Annotated in this window: 18 protein-coding genes; all 18 read left to right on the forward strand. The window is 66.7% G+C overall.

The window, feature by feature from the left end:
• Positions 1-178 precede the first annotated feature (178 nt).
• The 18 genes from CH339_RS15045 to rbfA all read left to right on the forward strand — a co-directional run bounded on the left by CH339_RS15045 (position 179) and on the right by rbfA (position 18,561).
• Positions 179-793, forward strand: a complete 615-nt coding sequence (locus tag CH339_RS15045) for a malonic semialdehyde reductase (protein ID WP_111435186.1) — start codon at positions 179-181, stop codon at positions 791-793.
• Between the two features lie 104 nt (positions 794-897).
• The gene (tsaB, locus tag CH339_RS15050) at positions 898-1,578 is read left to right on the forward strand and encodes a tRNA (adenosine(37)-N6)-threonylcarbamoyltransferase complex dimerization subunit type 1 TsaB (RefSeq protein ID WP_111435187.1); all 681 of its coding nucleotides are present in this window, start codon (positions 898-900) and stop codon (positions 1,576-1,578) included.
• 5 nt (positions 1,579-1,583) lie between these two features.
• On the forward strand, positions 1,584-2,069 hold the full coding sequence (gene rimI, locus CH339_RS15055; protein ID WP_111435188.1) for a ribosomal protein S18-alanine N-acetyltransferase: 486 nt from the start codon (positions 1,584-1,586) through the stop codon (positions 2,067-2,069).
• A gap of 117 nt (positions 2,070-2,186) precedes the next feature.
• The gene (locus CH339_RS15060) at positions 2,187-2,600 is read left to right on the forward strand and encodes a Fur family transcriptional regulator (RefSeq protein WP_111435233.1); all 414 of its coding nucleotides are present in this window, start codon (positions 2,187-2,189) and stop codon (positions 2,598-2,600) included.
• Between the two features lie 51 nt (positions 2,601-2,651).
• Entirely contained in the window at positions 2,652-3,497 is an 846-nt protein-coding gene (olsA, locus tag CH339_RS15065; protein WP_111435189.1) for a lyso-ornithine lipid O-acyltransferase, read from the forward strand.
• Positions 3,498-3,686: 189 nt separating this feature from the next.
• Positions 3,687-5,096: a tRNA (N6-isopentenyl adenosine(37)-C2)-methylthiotransferase MiaB gene (gene miaB, locus CH339_RS15070; RefSeq protein ID WP_111435190.1), complete on the forward strand. Its 1,410-nt coding sequence runs from the start codon at positions 3,687-3,689 to the stop codon at positions 5,094-5,096.
• Between the two features lie 38 nt (positions 5,097-5,134).
• Positions 5,135-6,160: a PhoH family protein gene (locus CH339_RS15075; protein WP_306461182.1), complete on the forward strand. Its 1,026-nt coding sequence runs from the start codon at positions 5,135-5,137 to the stop codon at positions 6,158-6,160.
• Between the two features lie 5 nt (positions 6,161-6,165).
• Entirely contained in the window at positions 6,166-6,705 is a 540-nt protein-coding gene (gene ybeY / locus CH339_RS15080; RefSeq protein ID WP_111435191.1) for an rRNA maturation RNase YbeY, read from the forward strand.
• Positions 6,702-7,778, forward strand: a complete 1,077-nt coding sequence (locus CH339_RS15085) for a transporter associated domain-containing protein (RefSeq protein ID WP_244668905.1) — start codon at positions 6,702-6,704, stop codon at positions 7,776-7,778. The genes ybeY and CH339_RS15085 overlap by 4 nt, the downstream gene beginning before the upstream one ends.
• A gap of 57 nt (positions 7,779-7,835) precedes the next feature.
• Positions 7,836-9,443 (forward strand): apolipoprotein N-acyltransferase, encoded by a 1,608-nt coding sequence (gene lnt / locus CH339_RS15090; RefSeq protein WP_111435193.1) that lies wholly within the window; start codon positions 7,836-7,838, stop codon positions 9,441-9,443.
• Positions 9,444-9,639: 196 nt separating this feature from the next.
• On the forward strand, positions 9,640-10,056 hold the full coding sequence (locus tag CH339_RS15095; RefSeq protein ID WP_111435194.1) for a helix-turn-helix domain-containing protein: 417 nt from the start codon (positions 9,640-9,642) through the stop codon (positions 10,054-10,056).
• A 116-nt stretch (positions 10,057-10,172) separates the two neighbouring features.
• On the forward strand, positions 10,173-11,348 hold the full coding sequence (gene metK, locus CH339_RS15100) for a methionine adenosyltransferase (protein WP_111435195.1): 1,176 nt from the start codon (positions 10,173-10,175) through the stop codon (positions 11,346-11,348).
• Between the two features lie 148 nt (positions 11,349-11,496).
• Complete coding sequence (gene trmB / locus CH339_RS15105; RefSeq protein ID WP_420825917.1) at positions 11,497-12,255, forward strand: tRNA (guanine(46)-N(7))-methyltransferase TrmB; 759 nt, start codon at positions 11,497-11,499, stop codon at positions 12,253-12,255.
• A gap of 214 nt (positions 12,256-12,469) precedes the next feature.
• A complete protein-coding gene (rimP, locus tag CH339_RS15110; RefSeq protein ID WP_184443394.1) occupies positions 12,470-13,069 on the forward strand; it encodes a ribosome maturation factor RimP in 600 nt (199 codons plus the stop codon).
• 43 nt (positions 13,070-13,112) lie between these two features.
• Complete coding sequence (gene nusA / locus CH339_RS15115) at positions 13,113-14,744, forward strand: transcription termination factor NusA (protein WP_111435198.1); 1,632 nt, start codon at positions 13,113-13,115, stop codon at positions 14,742-14,744.
• A 34-nt stretch (positions 14,745-14,778) separates the two neighbouring features.
• Positions 14,779-15,429, forward strand: coding sequence for an RNA-binding protein (locus CH339_RS15120; protein ID WP_111435199.1), 651 nt, complete (start codon positions 14,779-14,781; stop codon positions 15,427-15,429).
• Positions 15,430-15,436: 7 nt separating this feature from the next.
• Positions 15,437-18,022 carry a translation initiation factor IF-2 gene (gene infB, locus CH339_RS15125; protein ID WP_111435200.1) on the forward strand — a complete coding sequence of 862 codons (2,586 nt, stop codon included), beginning with the start codon at positions 15,437-15,439 and terminating at the stop codon, positions 18,020-18,022.
• Between the two features lie 128 nt (positions 18,023-18,150).
• Entirely contained in the window at positions 18,151-18,561 is a 411-nt protein-coding gene (gene rbfA, locus CH339_RS15130; RefSeq protein ID WP_111435201.1) for a 30S ribosome-binding factor RbfA, read from the forward strand.
• Positions 18,562-18,573 lie beyond the last annotated feature (12 nt).

Here is an 18,573-nt window from a genome sequence, read left to right on the forward strand (position 1 = left end):
TCATCGCCGACACGGTGGAGCGCGAGGCCCAGGTCATCGGCCTGCTCGATTTCAAGCTGCGCTACGGCCAGGGCGCCACACCGAATCCCCAAGACTTACCGACGGGTGCTTGCATCGCCCGTCGGCTTCCGCTTTCCTGTGCTCTCCTCCCGGACCTCCCGATCTAACGGAAAATGCCATGCCCACGACTGACCATCAGGCGTTCCACGAGCCGCTTGCCGATGCCGCCCTCGACCAGCTCTTCCGCCAGGCGCGCACCCACAATGGCTGGCAGGATCGCGACGTCGACGACACCACGCTGCGCGCCCTTGCCGAGCTGATGAAATGGGGTCCGACCGCGGCCAACTGCCTGCCCGCACGGATCGTCTTCGTCAAATCCGACGACGCCAAGGACAAGCTCATCCCGCTGATGTCGGACAACAACAAGAAAAAGACCCGCGCCGCGCCGGTCACCGCGATCGTCGGCTTCGACCTGGAATTCTACGAGCACCTGCCGAAGCTCTTCCCCCATGCGGACGCCCGCTCCTGGTTCGCCGGCAACGACTCCGCGATCGAGAGCACCGCGTTCCGCAACGGCAGCCTCCAGGGCGCCTATATGATCCTTGCCGCCCGCGCCCTCGGCCTCGATGCGGGCCCGATGTCCGGCTTCGACGAGGAGGGCGTCAACGCCGCTTTCTTCGCCGGCACCAAGGTGCGCGCCAACTTCATCTGCAATCTCGGCTACGGCGATCCTGAGGCCCTGTTCGACCGCCTGCCGCGGCTCGAATTCGAGGATTTCTGCCGGATCCTCTAGGCCGCAGAGCGTGCCCGGGCGGGCGCCGGGCGCTGCCGGGTCCGCGACCTCTTGGTCGAAAGCCCGACTCGACTTCGATCTACCGTGCGGGTAAGGCGGTTATCATGCGTTTGTTGGCGATCGATACCGCGCTCAATGCCTGTTCCGTGGCCGTCCTCGACGATGGCGACGCCGGTCGCCTGGAAACGGCGTCGGAGGCAATGGAGCGCGGCCACGCCGAGCGGCTCATCGGCATGATCGGCGAGGTGCTCGCCGACGCCGAATTGAGCTTCAACGACCTCGACCGCATCGTCGCCACGGTCGGGCCCGGCAGCTTTACCGGCGTGCGCGTCGGCCTTGCCACCGCCCGCGGCCTCGGCCTTGTCCTGAAAAAGCCCGTTGTCGGCGTCACCACCCTCGCCGCACTCGCCGAAAGCGGGCGCGGCGACGGCGGCGACGCGACACCCGTTGCCGCCGTCATCGATGCACGGCGCGGCGAGATCTATGCCGAGCTCAACGGGGCCGGAGCGCCCTCTGCCGGCCCGCGCGTCTGTTCCGCCGCCGACTTTGCCAAAGACCTCCCGAGCGGGACCCGCCTCGTCGGCTCGGCGGCCGAGGAGGTGGCGCGCGCCGCCGATGCCTGCGGCACGGCGGTCACGGTCGTTTCCGCCCGCGCCGCGCCGCCGATTGCCGCGGTCGCCCGCCTCGGCGCCGCCGCGCCTCCTCCGGGCGCGCCGCCGGCGCCGCTTTACCTGCGCGCGCCCGACGCCAAACCCCAGGCGGATGCCCGCCTTGCGCGGGTCTGATCCCCATGTGGTGGCTGCTGCAGATCCCGACCCTGGTCGACGCGGCGACCGAGGACGACGTCGCGGCGCTGAGCGAGATCCACACCGAGGCTTTCGAGCACACCTGGAGCGAGGAAGAGATTGCCGCACTTTTGCGGCAGGAAAACGTGATAGGGCTTGCCGCGCGGCGGTCCAGCCTCTTTGCCGCCGTCCGGCCGGTCGGTTTCGTCATGGTGCGCACCGCTGCCGACGAGGCGGAGATCCTCACCATCGCCGTCTCGCCGTCATGCAGGCGCCGTGGCATCGGCCGGCAACTCGTCGAGGCGGTATTGCGCAAGCTCTATGCCGACCGGATCGCCGAGTTGTATCTTGAGGTGGATGTCGGCAATATCGCCGCAGTCGGTCTATACCGGAGTCTGGGATTCCGGGAAGTCGGTGAGCGGATCGGCTATTATGGAAACGCAGATGGCGAACGGAGTACCGCACTCGTCATGAAACGGGAACTGCGTTAGATTAACAATTTCGCCCCCTTGAATAGGAAGGCCGGGTCGGGTGCGGCCCGGGAAGACCGGCCGGGGGAATTGCGGAACCGAGAGATGCGAGGTCGAGTCGACGTGGACGACAGCGGGATGAAACAGCGGATCGAGGAGCAGTGCGTCGCCAAGGGCATGCGGATGACCGACCAGCGTCGCGTCATCGCCCGGGTGCTGGAATCCTCCGAAGACCACCCGGATGTCGAGGAACTCTACCGACGATCCGTCGCCGTCGATCCCAACATTTCCATCTCCACGGTCTACCGCACGGTCAAGCTGTTCGAGGACGCCGGCATCATCGAGCGCCACGATTTCCGCGACGGCCGCGCCCGCTACGAGACGGTCAGCGAGGATCATCACGATCACCTGATCAATCTGCGCACCGGCGAAGTGGTGGAATTCCACGACGAGGAGATCGAGCGCCTGCAGGAGCTGATCGCCAAGCGCCTCGGCTACAAGGTCGTCGACCATCGGCTCGAACTCTACGCCCTGCCCCTCGATGACGACTGATCTCCCGGGCAGCGCCCGCGCGATGCGGCCGGGCGCCGGCGGGAAACGGTGATGGGCACCCTTCGCGCCGTCTTTATCCTGTCTGTGCTGACGCCGGTGACGCTGCTGGCGATTCCCGTGCAGTGGCTCGCCGTGCGCACCGGCTCGTCGCTGGCCCGCCGCATCCCCGTCGCCTGGCACCGCTTCGTGCGCACGCTCCTCGGCATCCGCGTTCGCGTCACCGGCCGGCCGAGCGACGAGCGCCCGCTCTTGATCACCGCCAACCACGCCTCCTGGCTCGACATCACCGTGCTGTCCGGCCTGATGCCGATCTCCTTCATTGCCAAGGCCGAGGTCGCCGGCTGGCCGGTGTTCGGCCTGTTCGCCAAGCTGCAGAGGACCGTCTTCGTCGACCGCACCCGCCGCGCCCAGACCGGCGTCGTCGCGACGGAAATCGCCGGCCGGCTGAAGGACGGAGATGCCATGGTGCTGTTTCCCGAGGGCACCTCCAACAACGGCAACGAGGTGCTCCCCTTCCGCACCGCGCTGATCGGCGCGGCGCGCCACGCCATCGACGAGGAGGGTGGGACGACGGTCTGGATCCAGCCGCTGTCGATCGCCTATACGCGGCTGCACGGCGTGCCGCTCGGCCGCCGCTACCGCCCGCTCGTTGCCTGGTACGGCGGCATGGACATGGCGCCCCATTTTCTGGCGGTGCTGAAGGCGGGCCCGCTCGACGTGGAGATCACCTGGGGCGAGCCGATCGGCTACGACGTCGACTCCGACCGCAAGGCGATCGCCCGCACCGCCGAAAAGGCCGTGCGGGAGATGACGACCGCGGCGCTCACCGGCCGCCAGGGCGAGGCCGCCGTCAAGGCGCCGCCGAAAGACGTGCCGATGATGAAAGAAGCCTCCTGAGCCGGCCGTCACGCGAGGGCCAAACTCGCCCCCTATTCTCAACGGCGACAAAAAAGGGTAGAGGAGGGCTCAAGGACCCGCAAAACCTCCGTGCCTTTTGTGGCACCGGAACGCCGCCGCGGCGGCCGCGGGCCGGAACCTCCGACACCGACAAGACCGCATCCAGCGACACGGCCGACAGCGATACGAATGACAAAACCGGCGAAAGTTTTCATCAAGACCTATGGCTGCCAGATGAACGTCTACGACTCCGAGCGGATGTCGGACGCCCTGGCGCCGGCCGGCTTTGAGGAGACCGACGACATGGCGGCGGCGGATCTCGTCGTCCTCAACACCTGCCATATCCGCGAAAAGGCCGCAGAGAAGGTCTATTCCGAGCTCGGCCGCGTGCGCACCGTCAAGGAAGCCCGCGAGCGCGACGGCAAGAAGACGCTGGTCGCCGTTGCCGGCTGCGTCGCCCAGGCCGAGGGCGCGGAGATCGTCCGCCGGGCGCCCGTCGTCGACCTCGTCGTCGGCCCGCAGAGCTATCACCGGCTCGGCGACCTGCTGGACAGTGCCCGCGCCGGCGCCAAGCCGGTGGAGACCGAGTTCTTCGCCGAAGAAAAGTTCAAGGGCCTGCCGGCCGGGCGCGAGTCGCGCCTGCGCGCCCGCGGCGTCACTGCGTTTCTGACCGTGCAGGAGGGCTGCGACAAGTTCTGCACCTTCTGCGTCGTGCCCTATACCCGCGGCGCGGAGCTGTCGCGCTCCGTTGACGAGATCGTCGCCGAGGCCGAGCGGCTGGCGGATGCGGGCGTGCGCGAGGTGACGCTCCTCGGCCAGAACGTCAACGCCTTCCATGGCGCGGGACCCGACGGCAAGCCGTGGGGCCTCGGCCGGCTGCTCTATCGCCTTGCCGACATCCCCGGCCTCGACCGGCTGCGCTACACCACCAGCCACCCGCGCGACATGGACGAGGAGCTGATCGCCGCCCACCGCGACCTGCCGGCGTTGATGCCCTATCTGCATCTGCCGGTGCAGTCCGGTTCCGACCGGATCCTGAAGGCCATGAACCGGCGCCACAAGGCGGCCGATTACCTGCGCCTCGTCGAGCGCATCAAGGAAGTACGCCCGGACATCGCCCTTTCCGGCGATTTCATCGTCGGCTTTCCGGGCGAGACCGATGCCGATTTCGACGACACCATGCGGCTGATCGAAACGGTCGGCTACGCCCAGGCCTTTTCATTCAAATACAGCCCGCGTCCGGGAACGCCCGCAGCCGATCTGGAAACCCAGGTCGACGAGGCGGTAAAGGCCGAACGGCTCGCCCGCCTGCAGGCGCTCCTCACCGAACAGCAGAAGGCCTTCAACGCCGGCTGCCAAGGCCGCACCATCGACGTCCTCCTGGAACGCCCGGGCAGAAAACCCGGCCAGCTCGCCGGCCGCTCGCCCTGGCTGCAGCCGGTGCAGATCGACGCGCCCGCAGAGCTCATCGGCGAGATCGTCGCCGCCCGGGTCGACGCCATCGGTTCCAACAGCCTGTTCGCCTCTCTTGTGGAGCCGCGGGCCTCGGTTTCCGGCATCCCCCATGCCGCCCCCCTCCCAGCGGAGAGCGTTGCTTGACCACCGATATTCCGACCACGGTCGCCGGCGACGTCGCCATGGCCGCTTCGGCCTCCGACATGAGCCATGTGGTGCTCGCCTTTGAGGACAACCGGCTGGTCAGCGATCTCTTCGGCCAGTTCGACCAGAATCTGGCCCTCATCGAGCAGCATCTCGGCGTCGACATCATTGCCCGCGGCAACCAGGTGACCATCAAGGGCCACCACGAGGGCTGCGAGCAGGCACGGCACGTGCTCGTCGCGCTCTATCAGCGCCTGCAGGAAGGCCACGAGGTTCATCCGGGCGACGTCGACGGCGCCATCCGCCTGGCGATCGCCGCCGAAAAGCAGTTGCCGCTGCCGACCCTGGAGCCGAAGGCCCGCCTCAGCTTTGCCCAGGTGGCGACGCGCCGGCGCACGGTGATCGCCCGCTCGCCGGCACAGGATGCATATCTGAGGGCCATGGACCGCTCCGACCTCGTCTTCGGCACGGGCCCGGCCGGCACCGGCAAGACGTTCCTTGCCGTTGCCTATGCCGCCGCCCTCCTGGAGCGCGGCGATGCCAACCGGCTGATCCTGTCGCGCCCGGCGGTGGAGGCCGGCGAACGGCTCGGCTTCCTGCCTGGCGACATGAAGGAAAAGGTCGATCCCTATCTGCGTCCGCTCTACGACGCGCTCTACGAGATGATGCCGGCCGAGCGGGTCGACCGAGGCCTGCAGACCGGCATGATCGAGGTCGCGCCGCTCGCCTTCATGCGCGGCCGCACGCTGTCCAACGCGGTCGTCATCCTTGACGAGGCCCAGAACACCTCCGCCATGCAGATGAAGATGTTCCTGACCCGGCTCGGCGAGAACTCCAAGATGATCGTCACCGGCGATCCGAGCCAGATCGACCTGCCGCCGGGCACCACTTCGGGCCTGATCGATGCCCTGAAGGTGCTGCGCGACGTGCCCGGCATCGTCGAGGTGCGCTTCACCGACGTCGACGTCGTCCGCCACGAACTGGTCGCCCGCATCGTGCGCGCCTATGACGGCGTCGGCCGCCGCGACGTCGAGGCCGCCGGAACGCAGAAAGGTGCCCGGTGAGCGCAATGACCGCCCCGGCCCCCGAAGGCGCGCTTCCCTTCGGGATCGAGATCCAGGTCGAGACCGGCGGCTGGACCGGCGCCGGCATGCCGGACCTGGACGCGCTGGCCAGCCGCGCCGCATCGGCGGCGGCCTCGATCGTGGAGATGGCGACGGTGCCGGGCTCCGAGGTCAGCATGCTGTTTTGCGACGATGCGACGATCCGCGACCTCAACAACCGCTTTCGCGGCAAGGACAAGGCGACCAACGTGCTGTCCTTTCCCGGCGACGAGCCGCCGGAAGACGGATCGGTGCGGCCGGTCGGTCCGCTGATCGGCGATATCGCGCTTGCATTCGAAACGATTCGCCGGGAATCGTCGGAACTGGGTATTCCGTTCGACGACCACCTTACCCATTTGATTGTTCACGGTTTGCTGCATCTTTTCGGCTATGATCATATTTTCGACGAAGATGCGGCCGTGATGGAGCCGCTCGAAACGCGGATTCTGGCAACGCTGGGCATTGCAGACCCCTATGCGTCGGCCACTTTTGCAATGGACCAATGAACGATCCCGACCCGCTCCCTATGCCGTCGCGTGAGAGCGACACCGAGCCCGACAGCCAACCCGAAAGCAACGGCGACAAGGACCTCGCACCCGAGCACGGAATCGTGCTCGACGACGGTATCGTCACGCGTCTTCTCGGCATGATCGGCCTCAGGCACAACGGCACCCTGCGCGACAGCATTGAGGACGCGCTGACCCGCGACGAGGCGGCCGAGGGCCAGTTCTCTCCGGTCGAGCGCCTGCTTCTGCGCAACATCCTGCGCCTGCGCGAGATCCGCATCGAGGACGTCATGGTGCCGCGCGCCGACATCGACGCCGTCGACCAGCAGACGCCGCTCGGCAGCCTCTTGCGCCTGTTCCGCGAATCCGGCCATTCCCGCATGCCGGTCTATTTCGAGACGCTGGACGATCCGCGCGGCATCATCCACATCAAGGACCTGATGGCCTACATCACCGAGGCGACCGACGCCGGCGATGCGGAGAACGGCGACAATCTGAAGACCGGCTTCGACCTTGCCAGCCTCGACCTCGGAACGCCGCTGTCCGGCACCGGCCTGGTTCGCTCCGTGCTGTTCGTGCCTCCTTCCATGGGAGCGCTCGACCTGATGGCGAAGATGCAGGCGAGCCGCATGCAGATGGCCCTGGTCATCGACGAATATGGCGGCACCGACGGCCTGGTCTCGCTGGAAGACCTCGTCGAGGAGGTCGTCGGCGAAATCTCCGACGAGCACGACGAGGACGACGAGGCCGAGATCGAGGTCGCCGGCGAGGGCATCTGGGTGGCCGACGCCCGGCTCTATCTCGACGATGCCATCGAGACCATCGGCGCCGACTTCGCCGTGGAGGACCTGGCCGAGGACGTCGACACCCTTGGCGGTCTCGTCTTCACGCTGATCGGCCGCATTCCGGTGCGCGGCGAACTGATCGCCTCCGACGCCCTTCCGGGCTTCGAGTTCGAGGTCTTGGACGCCGACCCGCGCCGCATCAGCCGGCTGCGCATCTATCGCCGGCGCACCGGCGAGGTCCGCCGCCGCACGCGCCGCACCGAGGCGGCCGGGCAAGAGGACGCTTGACCCGGCGCCTGTCCTCTTTGAATGCTCGGCCCTGATCGCTGATTCGGGTCCCGCGGCATGTTCCAGTCCATCGCCAACCATTTCGTCCTTGCCTGGGGCTGGCGCCGCGCGCTCTATGCCTTCCTCGCCGGCGCGCTATCGGCGCTGGCGCTGGCGCCGGTCAATTTCTTTCCGGTCCTGTGGCTGACCTTTCCGGTCTTCGTCTGGCTGATGGACGGCGCCGTCGACCGCACGCGCTCCGGCCGGCTCGCCCGCCTGCGTCCCGCGGCCATCCTCGGCTGGTGCTTCGGCTTCGGCTATTTTCTCGCCGGCCTGTGGTGGATCGGCTTCGCCTTCCTGGTCGAGGCGGAGGTCTTCGGCTGGCTGCTGCCGCTTGCCGTGATCGCCCTGCCGGCCGGGCTGGCGCTGTTCTGGGCGCTTGCCGCCGCTGCCGCGCGCCTGTTCTGGTCCGAATCGCCCGGCCGCATTTTCGTTCTCGCCATCGCCTTCGGCCTTGCCGAATGGCTGCGCGGCCATCTCTTCACCGGTTTTCCGTGGAACGGCCTCGGCTACACGCTCGCCGCCAATGGCGTGCAGATGCAGGCGGCCGCCCTCGTCGGCGTCGAGGCGATGGCCGTGCTCGCCGTCGTCATCTTCGCCGCGCCGGCATTGCTCGGTACGCCGGACCGGGCCGGCCGCGGCCAGCGCCTGTTCGTGCTCGCCCTTGCCGCGATCCTTTATGGCGGCGTCCTCGGCTACGGTGCTGTTCGCCTTCAGGGTGCGACCGATGAGCGCCGTGAGGACGTCCGGTTGCGCATCGTCCAGCCGGCGATTCCCCAGGCCGACAAGTGGAAACCGGAAAATCGCAAGCGGATTTTCAAAAGCTATCTGGAGCTCAGCGCCCGGGCGACGTCGCCCGACCGGATCGGTCTTTTGGGCGTCACCCACCTGATCTGGCCGGAATCGGCGTTCCCGTTCCTGTTGACGGAGAACCCGGACGCCCTTGCCGCGATCGCCAATCTGTTGCCGCCCGGAACGGTCTTGATCACCGGCGCGGTCCGGGCGGAGCCCGCCTCGGTCGGCCCCAACCGGCGCTACTTCAACTCCATCTACGTGATCAACCACGAGGGCACCATCGTCGACGCCTATGACAAGGTGCGGCTGGTGCCGTTCGGCGAATATCTGCCGGCCCAGGATTTCCTGGAAGCCATCGGCCTGGAGCAGTTGACCCGCCTGAAGGGCGGCTTCAGCGCCGGCGTCGCCCGTCATACGCTGACGATCCCGGGCGCGCCGCCCGCCGCCCCGTCGATCTGCTACGAGATTATTTTTCCCGGCGCGGAGCATACCGAGGACCAGCCGGCGGCCTGGATCCTGAACGTCACCAACGATGCCTGGTTCGGTGATTCGCCCGGCCCCTACCAGCATCTGCAGCAGGCGCGGCTGAGGGCCGTGGAGGCCGGCGTACCGGTTGTGCGTGCAGCGAATACCGGCATCTCGGCGATAATCGACCCCTACGGGAGAATTATTGCGAAACAACCTTTAAATCTAGGCGGGGTTATCGATAACACCTTACCGTCAGCTAACTTGCACACGACCTATTCGCGACTGGGGGATATCAGTATTTTCGGCCTTTGTGCGATCCTTGCAATTTTAACGATGTTTTCAAAACGCCGCCGCTTCCAGTAGTTGGATGCGCCGAATGGTTTGACTCTTTCCTAACAATGGTTTCAATATCGCGCGCGCCTGTTCTTACACGTGCAGGCGACGCAGCATGCAATGTCGATGCGGTTTTGGGGGTACGGTCACCGAGCCCGAATGAGAGACGTATCGGCATAAAAAAAACTGCGACTCCGCAAAAAAGATAAACAAACACGGTGGCCACATGCCCAGTAAGAAATCTCCCAACCCGATCGATATCCACGTCGGGAGCCGGGTCCGGCTTCGGCGTATGATGCTTGGAATGAGCCAGGAAAAACTTGGCGAGCATTTGGGTATCACGTTCCAGCAAATCCAGAAATACGAGAAGGGAACCAACAGGATCGGCGCCAGCCGCCTGCAGCATATCGCCACGGTTCTCAAGGTTCCGGTCGCATTCTTCTTCGAGGATGCCCCCGGGACGCCGGAGGAAGCAGCAAAAGGATTCGAGGAAGGAAAACCGGCAACCTACGTCGTCGACTTCCTGTCTTCGTCCGAGGGCCTCGCCCTCAACAAGGCCTTCGTCCAGATCAAGGATGCGAAGGTGCGCAAGCGGATCGTCGATCTCGTGAAATCCCTGGCGGACGACGAACCCGTGAGCTGACGGCCGGCTGCTTGACCCGGCAAAGAAAGGTTGTCAAAACAGCCGCGATAATGGTGGGAGCCCCATGAGGTCTCCCACCATAATTTTGTGACAACCAGCCAGAAGCAGTCCCGCCGATGTCCCGCAGCAATTATCTCTTCACCAGCGAGTCCGTCTCGGAAGGCCATCCCGACAAGGTTTGCGACCGCATTTCCGATGGCGTTGTCGACGCGTTCATGGAGGCCGATCCGGTCTCGCGCGTCGCCGTTGAGACCCTGGTCACCACCAACCGGATCGTGCTTGCCGGCGAGGTCCGGGGTCCGGCCTCCATCAACGCCGACACCATGGAAGAAATCGCCCGCCGGGTCGTGCGCGACATCGGCTACGAGCAGGACGGCTTCCATTGGAAGAATTCCGCCTTCGAATGCTACGTGCATGAGCAGTCGTCCGACATCGCCCAGGGCGTCGATGCCTCCGGCAACAAGGACGAGGGCGCCGGCGACCAGGGCATCATGTTCGGCTTCGCCTGCCGCGACACCCCGGAGCTGATGCCGGCGCCGATCCACTACGCCCACAAGATCCTGCGCCTGCTCGCCGAAGCGCGCCACTCCGGCAAGGAGCCGAAGCTCGGCCCGGACGCCAAGTCCCAGGTCACCGTCCGCTACGAGAACGACAAGCCGGTTGCCGTCACCTCCGTGGTGCTGTCGACCCAGCATGTGGATCCGGACCTGTCCTCCTACGACGTGCGCAAGCTGGTCGAGCCCTATATCGACGAGGCGCTGCCGGAGGGCTGGATTTCCGACGAGACGGTCTGGCACGTCAACCCGACGGGCAAGTTCGTCATCGGCGGCCCGGACGGCGACGCCGGCCTCACCGGCCGCAAGATCATCGTCGACACCTATGGCGGTGCCGCGCCCCATGGCGGCGGCGCCTTCTCCGGCAAGGACCCGACCAAGGTCGACCGCTCGGCCGCCTATGCCGCGCGCTACCTCGCCAAGAACGTGGTCGCCGCCGAACTGGCCGAGCGCTGCACCATCCAGCTCGCCTACGCCATCGGCGTCTCCGAGCCGCTGGCGCTCTATGTCGATACCCACGGCACCGGCCAGGTCTCCGAGGAGGCGCTGGAAAAGGCTCTGGCTGAGATCATGGACCTGCGCCCGCGCGGCATCCGCGTCCATCTGCAGCTCAACCGGCCGATCTTCGAGCGCACCGCCGCCTACGGCCATTTCGGCCGCATTCCGGAAGGCGACGGCGGTTTTTCCTGGGAAAAGACCGACCTCGTCGACGATCTGCGCACCGCGCTCAAGGTCTAAAGCGCTTTCCCAAAAAGTTGGCAGACTTTTTGGATAGGAAATCGCGTTAAAACAACCAACCAAAGCATGTTGCATGGTTCGGAAAACATGCAGCATGCTCTAACGCCAACGGGCGCCGGCAGCGGCCGGCGCGGGCCGGAGAAAGGCCATGCCCCGGGCAGCGAAGCTTTGCGATGAGTCCCGCGACGGTCCGATGGACGAGGACCGCCACGGCGGCGCGCTGCACGGCCGTCGCAAGGGCAAGAAGCTGCGGCCGCGCCAGGCCGGCCTGATGGCCGACCTGTTGCCGCGCCTCGCCCTCGACCTGGAAACACCTGCACCCGAACGACCGGCGTCCCTCTTTCCGGGCGCCGCCGTCCGCGCCCTCTGGCTTGAGATCGGCATCGGCGGCGGCGAGCATCTCGTCGCATGCGCCGGGTCGAACCCCGATATCGGCCTCATCGGCTGCGAGCCCTTCGTCAACGGCATGGCCAAGGCCGTCAGCGCCATCGACGCGACCGGCCTTGCCAATATCCGCCTGCATCACGGCGATGCCCGCGAGGTGCTCGACTGGCTGCCGGACGCGGCGCTGCAGAAGGTGTTGCTGCTCTATCCGGACCCTTGGCCGAAGCGGCGCCACTGGAAGCGGCGTTTCGTCTGCCGCGGGAATCTCGACCGGCTCGCCCGGGTGCTGCGCCCTGGCGGCGAGCTTCTGGTCGCCAGCGATATCGAGAGTTACGTCGCCTGGACGCTGGCCTATGTCCGCGACCACCCCTCGTTCGCCTGGACCGCGCGCCGCGCCGACGACTGGCGCCGGCCCTTCGCCGACTGGCCGGGTACCCGCTACGAGGCCAAGGCGATCCGCGAGGGCCGCGTCCCCACATATCTGCACTTCCGGCGCACCGACGCGGCCCCGGAGACGGGCTGACGCCGGCCCCCTTTGCCGGAATCCGCAGCCGGGTGTCGACGCCGATGTTGCAACGGCGGCGAAAGTGCGTATATTTGCGCCGAGTTCAATTTCTCAATCAGCTTCATCGGTAAGCAGTTGAGAGTGGGCCCCCCGGGGACCCGCTCTTTTTCGTTTAGGCGCACCCTCTGGCGGCGGCGCGGGAAAGACAGCAAGAGAAGGGTCGGATCTGGACGTGACCGCACAAGAACCGAGGATCGTTACGGAGACCGGGCTCGATGCCCGCGTCGCCACGATTGCGGAGCCGGTGATCGAGGATCTCGGCTACCGGCTGGTTCGGGTCCGTATCTCCGGCCACAACGGCTGCACGGTGCAGATCATGGCCGAACGGCCGGACGGCTCGATGACCGTCGAGGACTGCGAGGCGATCAGCCGGGAGCTTTCGCCGGTTCTGGATGTGGATGATCCGATCGATCGGGAGTATCATCTGGAGATCTCGTCGCCGGGCATCGACAGGCCGCTGGTCCGCGCCACGGATTTCGACCGCTGGTCCGGGCATATCGGCAAGATCGAGATGGAAGTGCCGGCGGACGGCCGCAAGCGGTTCCGCGGCACGATCCTGGGGACCCGCGACGACGGCACCTTCGGATTGGCGCTGGCCGATCCGGCGCCGGACGGTACCGACAAGGTGTGGCTTCGCCTGGAGGATCTCGGCGAGGCGAGACTGGTTTTGACCGACGAACTGATCGCAGCGACGCTGAAGGCGGAAAAGAAGCGCCAGGGCGAAGCCGACGACGATACCGGCGCACGTGACGCCGGCGACACGGAGGTTTGAGGCGGCCGACCGCCCGAACGCCCCCGCGAGGAGAGACAACGACATGGCCATTAGTGCGAACAGACTGGAACTCTTGCAGATCGCCGATGCGGTCGCGCGCGAGAAGACCATCGACCGCGAAATCGTGATCGCGGCGATGGAGGACGCCATCCAGAAGGCGGCCCGCTCGCGGTTCGGGTCTGAGACGGAAGTCCGCGCCGAGATCAACCCCAAGACCGGCGAATTGCGCCTGCAGCGCCTGCTGGTCGTGGTCGACGAGGTGGAAAACACCTCCACCGAGATCTCGCTGGCCGATGCCCAGGAGCGCAACCCGGCCGCCCGCGTCGGCGACTTCATCGCCGAGCCGCTGCCGCCGCTCGATTTCGGCCGCATCGCCGCGCAGTCGGCCAAGCAGGTCATCGTCCAGCGCGTCCGCGACGCCGAACGCGACCGCCAGTTCGAGGAATTCAAGGACCGCATCGGCGAGATCGTCAACGGCGTCGTCAAGCGGACCGAATACGGCAACGTCATCGTCGACCTCGGCCGCGGCGAGGGCATCATCCGCCGCGACGAGCTGATCCCGCGCGAGGCGTTCCGCAACGGCGACCGCGTCCGCGCCTATATCTACGACGTCCGCCGCGAGCAGCGCGGGCCGCAGATCTTCCTGTCGCGCACCCATCCCCAGTTCATGGCCAAGCTGTTCACCCAGGAAGTGCCGGAAATCTACGACGGCATCATCGAGGTGAAGTCGGTGGCCCGCGATCCGGGCAGCCGCGCCAAGATCGCCGTGCTGTCGCACGATTCCTCGATCGATCCCGTCGGCGCCTGCGTCGGCATGCGCGGCAGCCGCGTCCAGGCCGTCGTCGGCGAGTTGCAGGGCGAGAAGATCGACATCATTCCCTGGTCGCTGGACAACGCCACCTTCATCGTCAACGCCCTGCAGCCGGCCGAGGTCGCCAAGGTCGTGCTTGACGAGGATGCCGAGAGGATCGAGGTCGTGGTGCCCGACGAGCAGCTCTCGCTGGCCATCGGCCGGCGCGGCCAGAACGTCCGGCTCGCCTCCCAGCTCACCGGCTGGGACATCGACATCATGACCGAACAGGAAGAGTCGGAGCGGCGCCAGAAGGAATTCGCCGACCGCACCCAGCTCTTCATGGACGCCCTCAACGTCGACGAGGTCGTCGGCCAGCTGCTGGCCTCCGAAGGCTTTTCCTCCGTCGAGGAAGTGGCCTTCGTGGAGACCGACGAGGTCGCCTCGGTCGAGGGCTTCGACGAGGATACCGCGGTGGAGATCCAGGAGCGCGCCCGCGAGCACCTGGAAGAGATCGAGCGCGCCCAGGACGAGGAGCGGCAGACCCTCGGCGTCCTCGACGAGGTCCGCGAGATCGACGGCGTTACCACCGCGATGATGGTTGCCCTCGGCAAGGAGGACATCAAGTCGGTCGAGGATTTCGCCGGCTGCGCCACCGACGATCTGGTCGGCTGGACCGAGAAGGTCGACGGTGAGGTCAAGCGCTATCCGGGCGCCCTCAGCGATTTCGACCTGTCGCGCGCCGAGGCCGAGGCGATGATCATGGACGCCCGCATCAAGGCCGGCTGGATCACGCCTGAGGACCTTGCGGGCGAGGAGGAGGACGGCGAGGAAGGCGAGACCGAGGGGGCTGAGGCCGCCGAAGGCGACGCGGAACGCGTCTGACCGATGACCCCGTTGAGGATCTGGCCTTTCCGCCATGCCGCCAAAGAACGAACCGAAGGAGCGCCGCTGCATCGTGACACGCCGGACCCGGATCACCGAGGACCTGCTGCGCTTTGCGCTGGCGCCGGACGGCTCGGTCGTCCCGGATCTTAAGGCACGGCTGCCGGGCCGGGGCGTCTGGGTTACCGCCGACAGGGCGAGCGTTGCCGAGGCGGAAAAGAAGCGGCTGTTCGGCCGTGCCTTCAAGGCCGAGGCTCACGTCGAGCCGGGCCTTGCCGACCGCGTCGAACGGCTGATCGAGACGGCCGCCCTGTCGAGCCTGTCCATGGCCCGCAAGGCCGGCAGTATCGTTACCGGTTTCGCCAAGGTTGAGGCGGCGATCGGCAAGGAAGCCCTTACCGCCCTCGTCATTGCGGCCGATGCCGCGGACGATGGCGCACGCAAGATGATGGCGGCCCTGCGCCGCCGTTTCGGGGACACCGGCACACCGCCGGTTATCCGCGTTTTCGGCTCGGACCAATTGGGTTTGGCATTGGGCCGGGCAAATGTGATACATGCAGCACTGCTCGAGGCTCGGGCGAGCGAGGCAGTGGTCCGGCGCGTCCGGGATCTGACGCGCTACCGCGACGGTGCTGATCGAACGGAAGACGAGATTGGAAGCCCCCAAGCGGCTCCACAGGACTGAAGATAGTATGAGCGATTCGAACAACTCCGGCGACAAGACCATCCACGTCGAGCGGAAGAAGACACTGTCGTTGAAGCGTACCGAACAAGGTACGGTCCGGCAGAGCTTCTCCCATGGCCGCTCCAAGGCGGTCGTGGTCGAAAAGAAGAAGCGCCGTCTTGTGATGCCGAACCAGGGCGAGGCCGAGACGGCTACCGCCGAAGCGCCGCCGAAGCCGGCCGCAAAGCCGGCCGTTGCCGAAAAGAAGCCGGCAGCGGACAGCGGCGGCAGCGGCAAGAAGGGCGTGGTCCTTCGCAGCCTGACCTCCGACGAGGTCGACGCCCGCGCCCAGGCGCTGGCCGATGCCCGTGTCCGCGAGGCCGAGGAGCGCCAGCGCGCCGAGGAAGAGGCCAAGCGCTTCGCCGAGGAAGAAGCGCGCCGCAAGGTCGAGGAAGAAGAGGCGCGCAAGAAGGCCGAAGAGGAAGAGGCCCGCCGCAAGGCCGAGGAAGAGGAAGTCGCGCGACAGGCCGCCGAGGCAGAGGCCCGCCGCACCGTCGAGGATGTTCCGAGCCCGGCGCCGGAAGAGGTTGCTGCCGCCGCCGCCAAGCCGGAAAAGGCCCACAAGGCCGAAAAGACCGAGAAGGAAGAGGGCGAGGGCGACGCCCTGAAGCCGGTGAAGCGTCCGCGTGCGGCCGAGACCAAGACCGCCCGCCGCGGCGACGAGCGCCGGCGCACCAAGCTGACCATCACCAGCGCCTTCGAGGACGAGGCCGAGCGCGGCCGCAGCCTTGCCGCCATGCGCCGCCGCCGCGAACGCGAAAAGGCCCGTGCCGCCCAGGCGGGCGGGCCGCGCGAAAAGGTGATCCGCGAGGTCGTCATCCCGGAGACAATCACCATCCAGGAACTGGCCAACCGCATGGCCGAGCGCGCCGTCGACGTCATCAAGATGCTGATGAAGCAGGGCCAGATGCTGAAGATCAACGACATCATCGACGCCGATACTGCCCAGCTCATCGCCGAGGAACTCGGACACGGCGTCAAGCGCGTGTCCGAAGCCGACGTGGAAGAAGGCCTGTTCAGCGAAGATGACGCCACGGAGGACATGGAGCAGCGCCCGCCGGTCGTGACCATCATGGGCCACGTCGACCACGGCAAGACGTCGCTGCTCGATGCCATCCGCCATGCCAACGTGGTCTCCGGCGAGGCCGGCGGCATCACCCAGCATATCGGCGCCTACCAGGTCGAGCAGAACGGCCAGAAGATCACCTTCATCGACACCCCGGGCCACGCCGCCTTCACGGCGATGCGCGCCCGCGGCGCCCAGGTCACCGACGTCGTTATCCTGGTGGTCGCGGCCGACGACGGCGTCATGCCGCAGACGATCGAGGCGATTAATCACGCCAAGGCCGCGGAAGTGCCGATCATCGTCGCCATCAACAAGATCGACAAGCCGGGTGCCGATCCCAACCGGGTCCGCACCGAGCTGCTGCAGCACGAGATCGTCGTGGAATCCATGGGCGGCGACACCCTCGAGGTCGAGGTCTCGGCGCTGAAGAAGACCAATCTGGAAGGCATCCTGGAAGCGATCCTGCTGCAGACCGAGCTGATGGAGCTGAAGGCCAATCCGGATCGCGAGGCCGAAGGCATCGTCATCGAGGCCAAGCTCGACAAGGGCCGCGGCCCGGTCGCCACCGTGCTCGTCCAGCGCGGCACACTGGAGGTCGGCAACATCCTCGTTGCCGGCGCCGAGTGGGGCCGCGTTCGTGCCCTCATCGACGACCACGGCGAACAGGTCGGCGAGGCCGGCCCGTCATTGCCGGTAGAGGTGCTCGGCTTCCAGGGAACGCCGGAGGCCGGCGATCGCTTCGCCGTCGTGGAAAACGAGGCCCGCGCCCGCGAGGTCGTGGAATACCGCCAGCGCCAGCGCCGCGAGAAGAGCCAGGCGATGACCGCCCGCGGCTCGCTGCAGCAGATGATGACCCGCCTCCAGGAGGACGGCCGCAAGGACTTCGTCCTGCTCATCAAGGGCGATGTCCAGGGCTCGGTCGAAGCGATTTCCGGCGCGCTGGACAAACTCGGCAACGACGAAGTCGGCGCCCGCGTCATCCATGGCGCCGTCGGCGGCATCACCGAATCCGACGTCACGCTGGCCGCGGCGTCCCATGCCCCGATCATCGGCTTCAACGTCCGCGCCAACCGCCAGGCCCGCGAGGCGGCGGAGCGCGAGGGCGTGGAGATCCGCTACTACAACATCATCTACGACCTGGTGGATGACGTGAAGGCGGCGATGTCCGGCATGCTGTCGCCGGAGCGCCGCGAGACCATGCTCGGCAATGCCGAGATCCTGGAGGTCTTCAACATCTCCAAGGTCGGCAAGGTCGCCGGCTGCCGGGTTACCGACGGCAATGTGGAGCGCGGCGCGGGCGTGCGCCTGATCCGCGACGACGTCGTCGTCCACGAAGGCAAGCTGTCGACGCTGAAGCGCTTCAAGGACGAGGTGAAGAGCGTCGTGGCCGGCCAGGAATGCGGCATGGCCTTCGAGAACTACCAGGACATGCGGGCCGGCGACGTCATCGAGTGCTACCGGGTCGAGGAAGTGGCGCGGACGCTCTAGAGCGTTCCGCCGCGTGATTTTCCCGAGACGGGCGGGCCGACGGCCCGCGGCGTAGTCCTTTTAGACATTGGAAGAGGCGGTGGCGGTTCCATCCCGCCCCGCCCCCGGACGATCAAGAGACGTTTTCCATGAGACACCACAGCAGCTCGTCCGCCGGCATGCCGAGCCAGCGTCAGTTGCGCGTCGGCGAAATCGTTCGCCGCGCGCTCGCCGATCTCCTGACGCGCGGCGAGGTCATCGACCCGGTGCTGGAGACCCACATCATCACGGTCACCGAGGTGCGCATGTCGCCGGACCTCAAGCATGCCACCTGCTTCGTCGAGCCGCTCGGCGGCGCCGACGAAGACGCCGTCGTCAAGGCGCTGGAAAAGCATCGCAAGTTCATGCGCGGCCAGCTCAATCGCCAGGTCGAGTTGCGCTTCAGCCCGGAGCTGCATTTCCAGCTCGACACCCGCTTCGACGACGACAGCCGGGTGGACAGCTTGCTGAGGGCGCCGAAGGTCGCCCACGACCTTGAGCCCGGCGACGACGAGAACTGACGGGATCGCCGC

It is taken from the genome of Rhodobium orientis, from assembly GCF_003258835.1.
In the GTDB taxonomy this organism is placed as follows: Bacteria; Pseudomonadota; Alphaproteobacteria; order Rhizobiales; family Rhodobiaceae; genus Rhodobium; species Rhodobium orientis.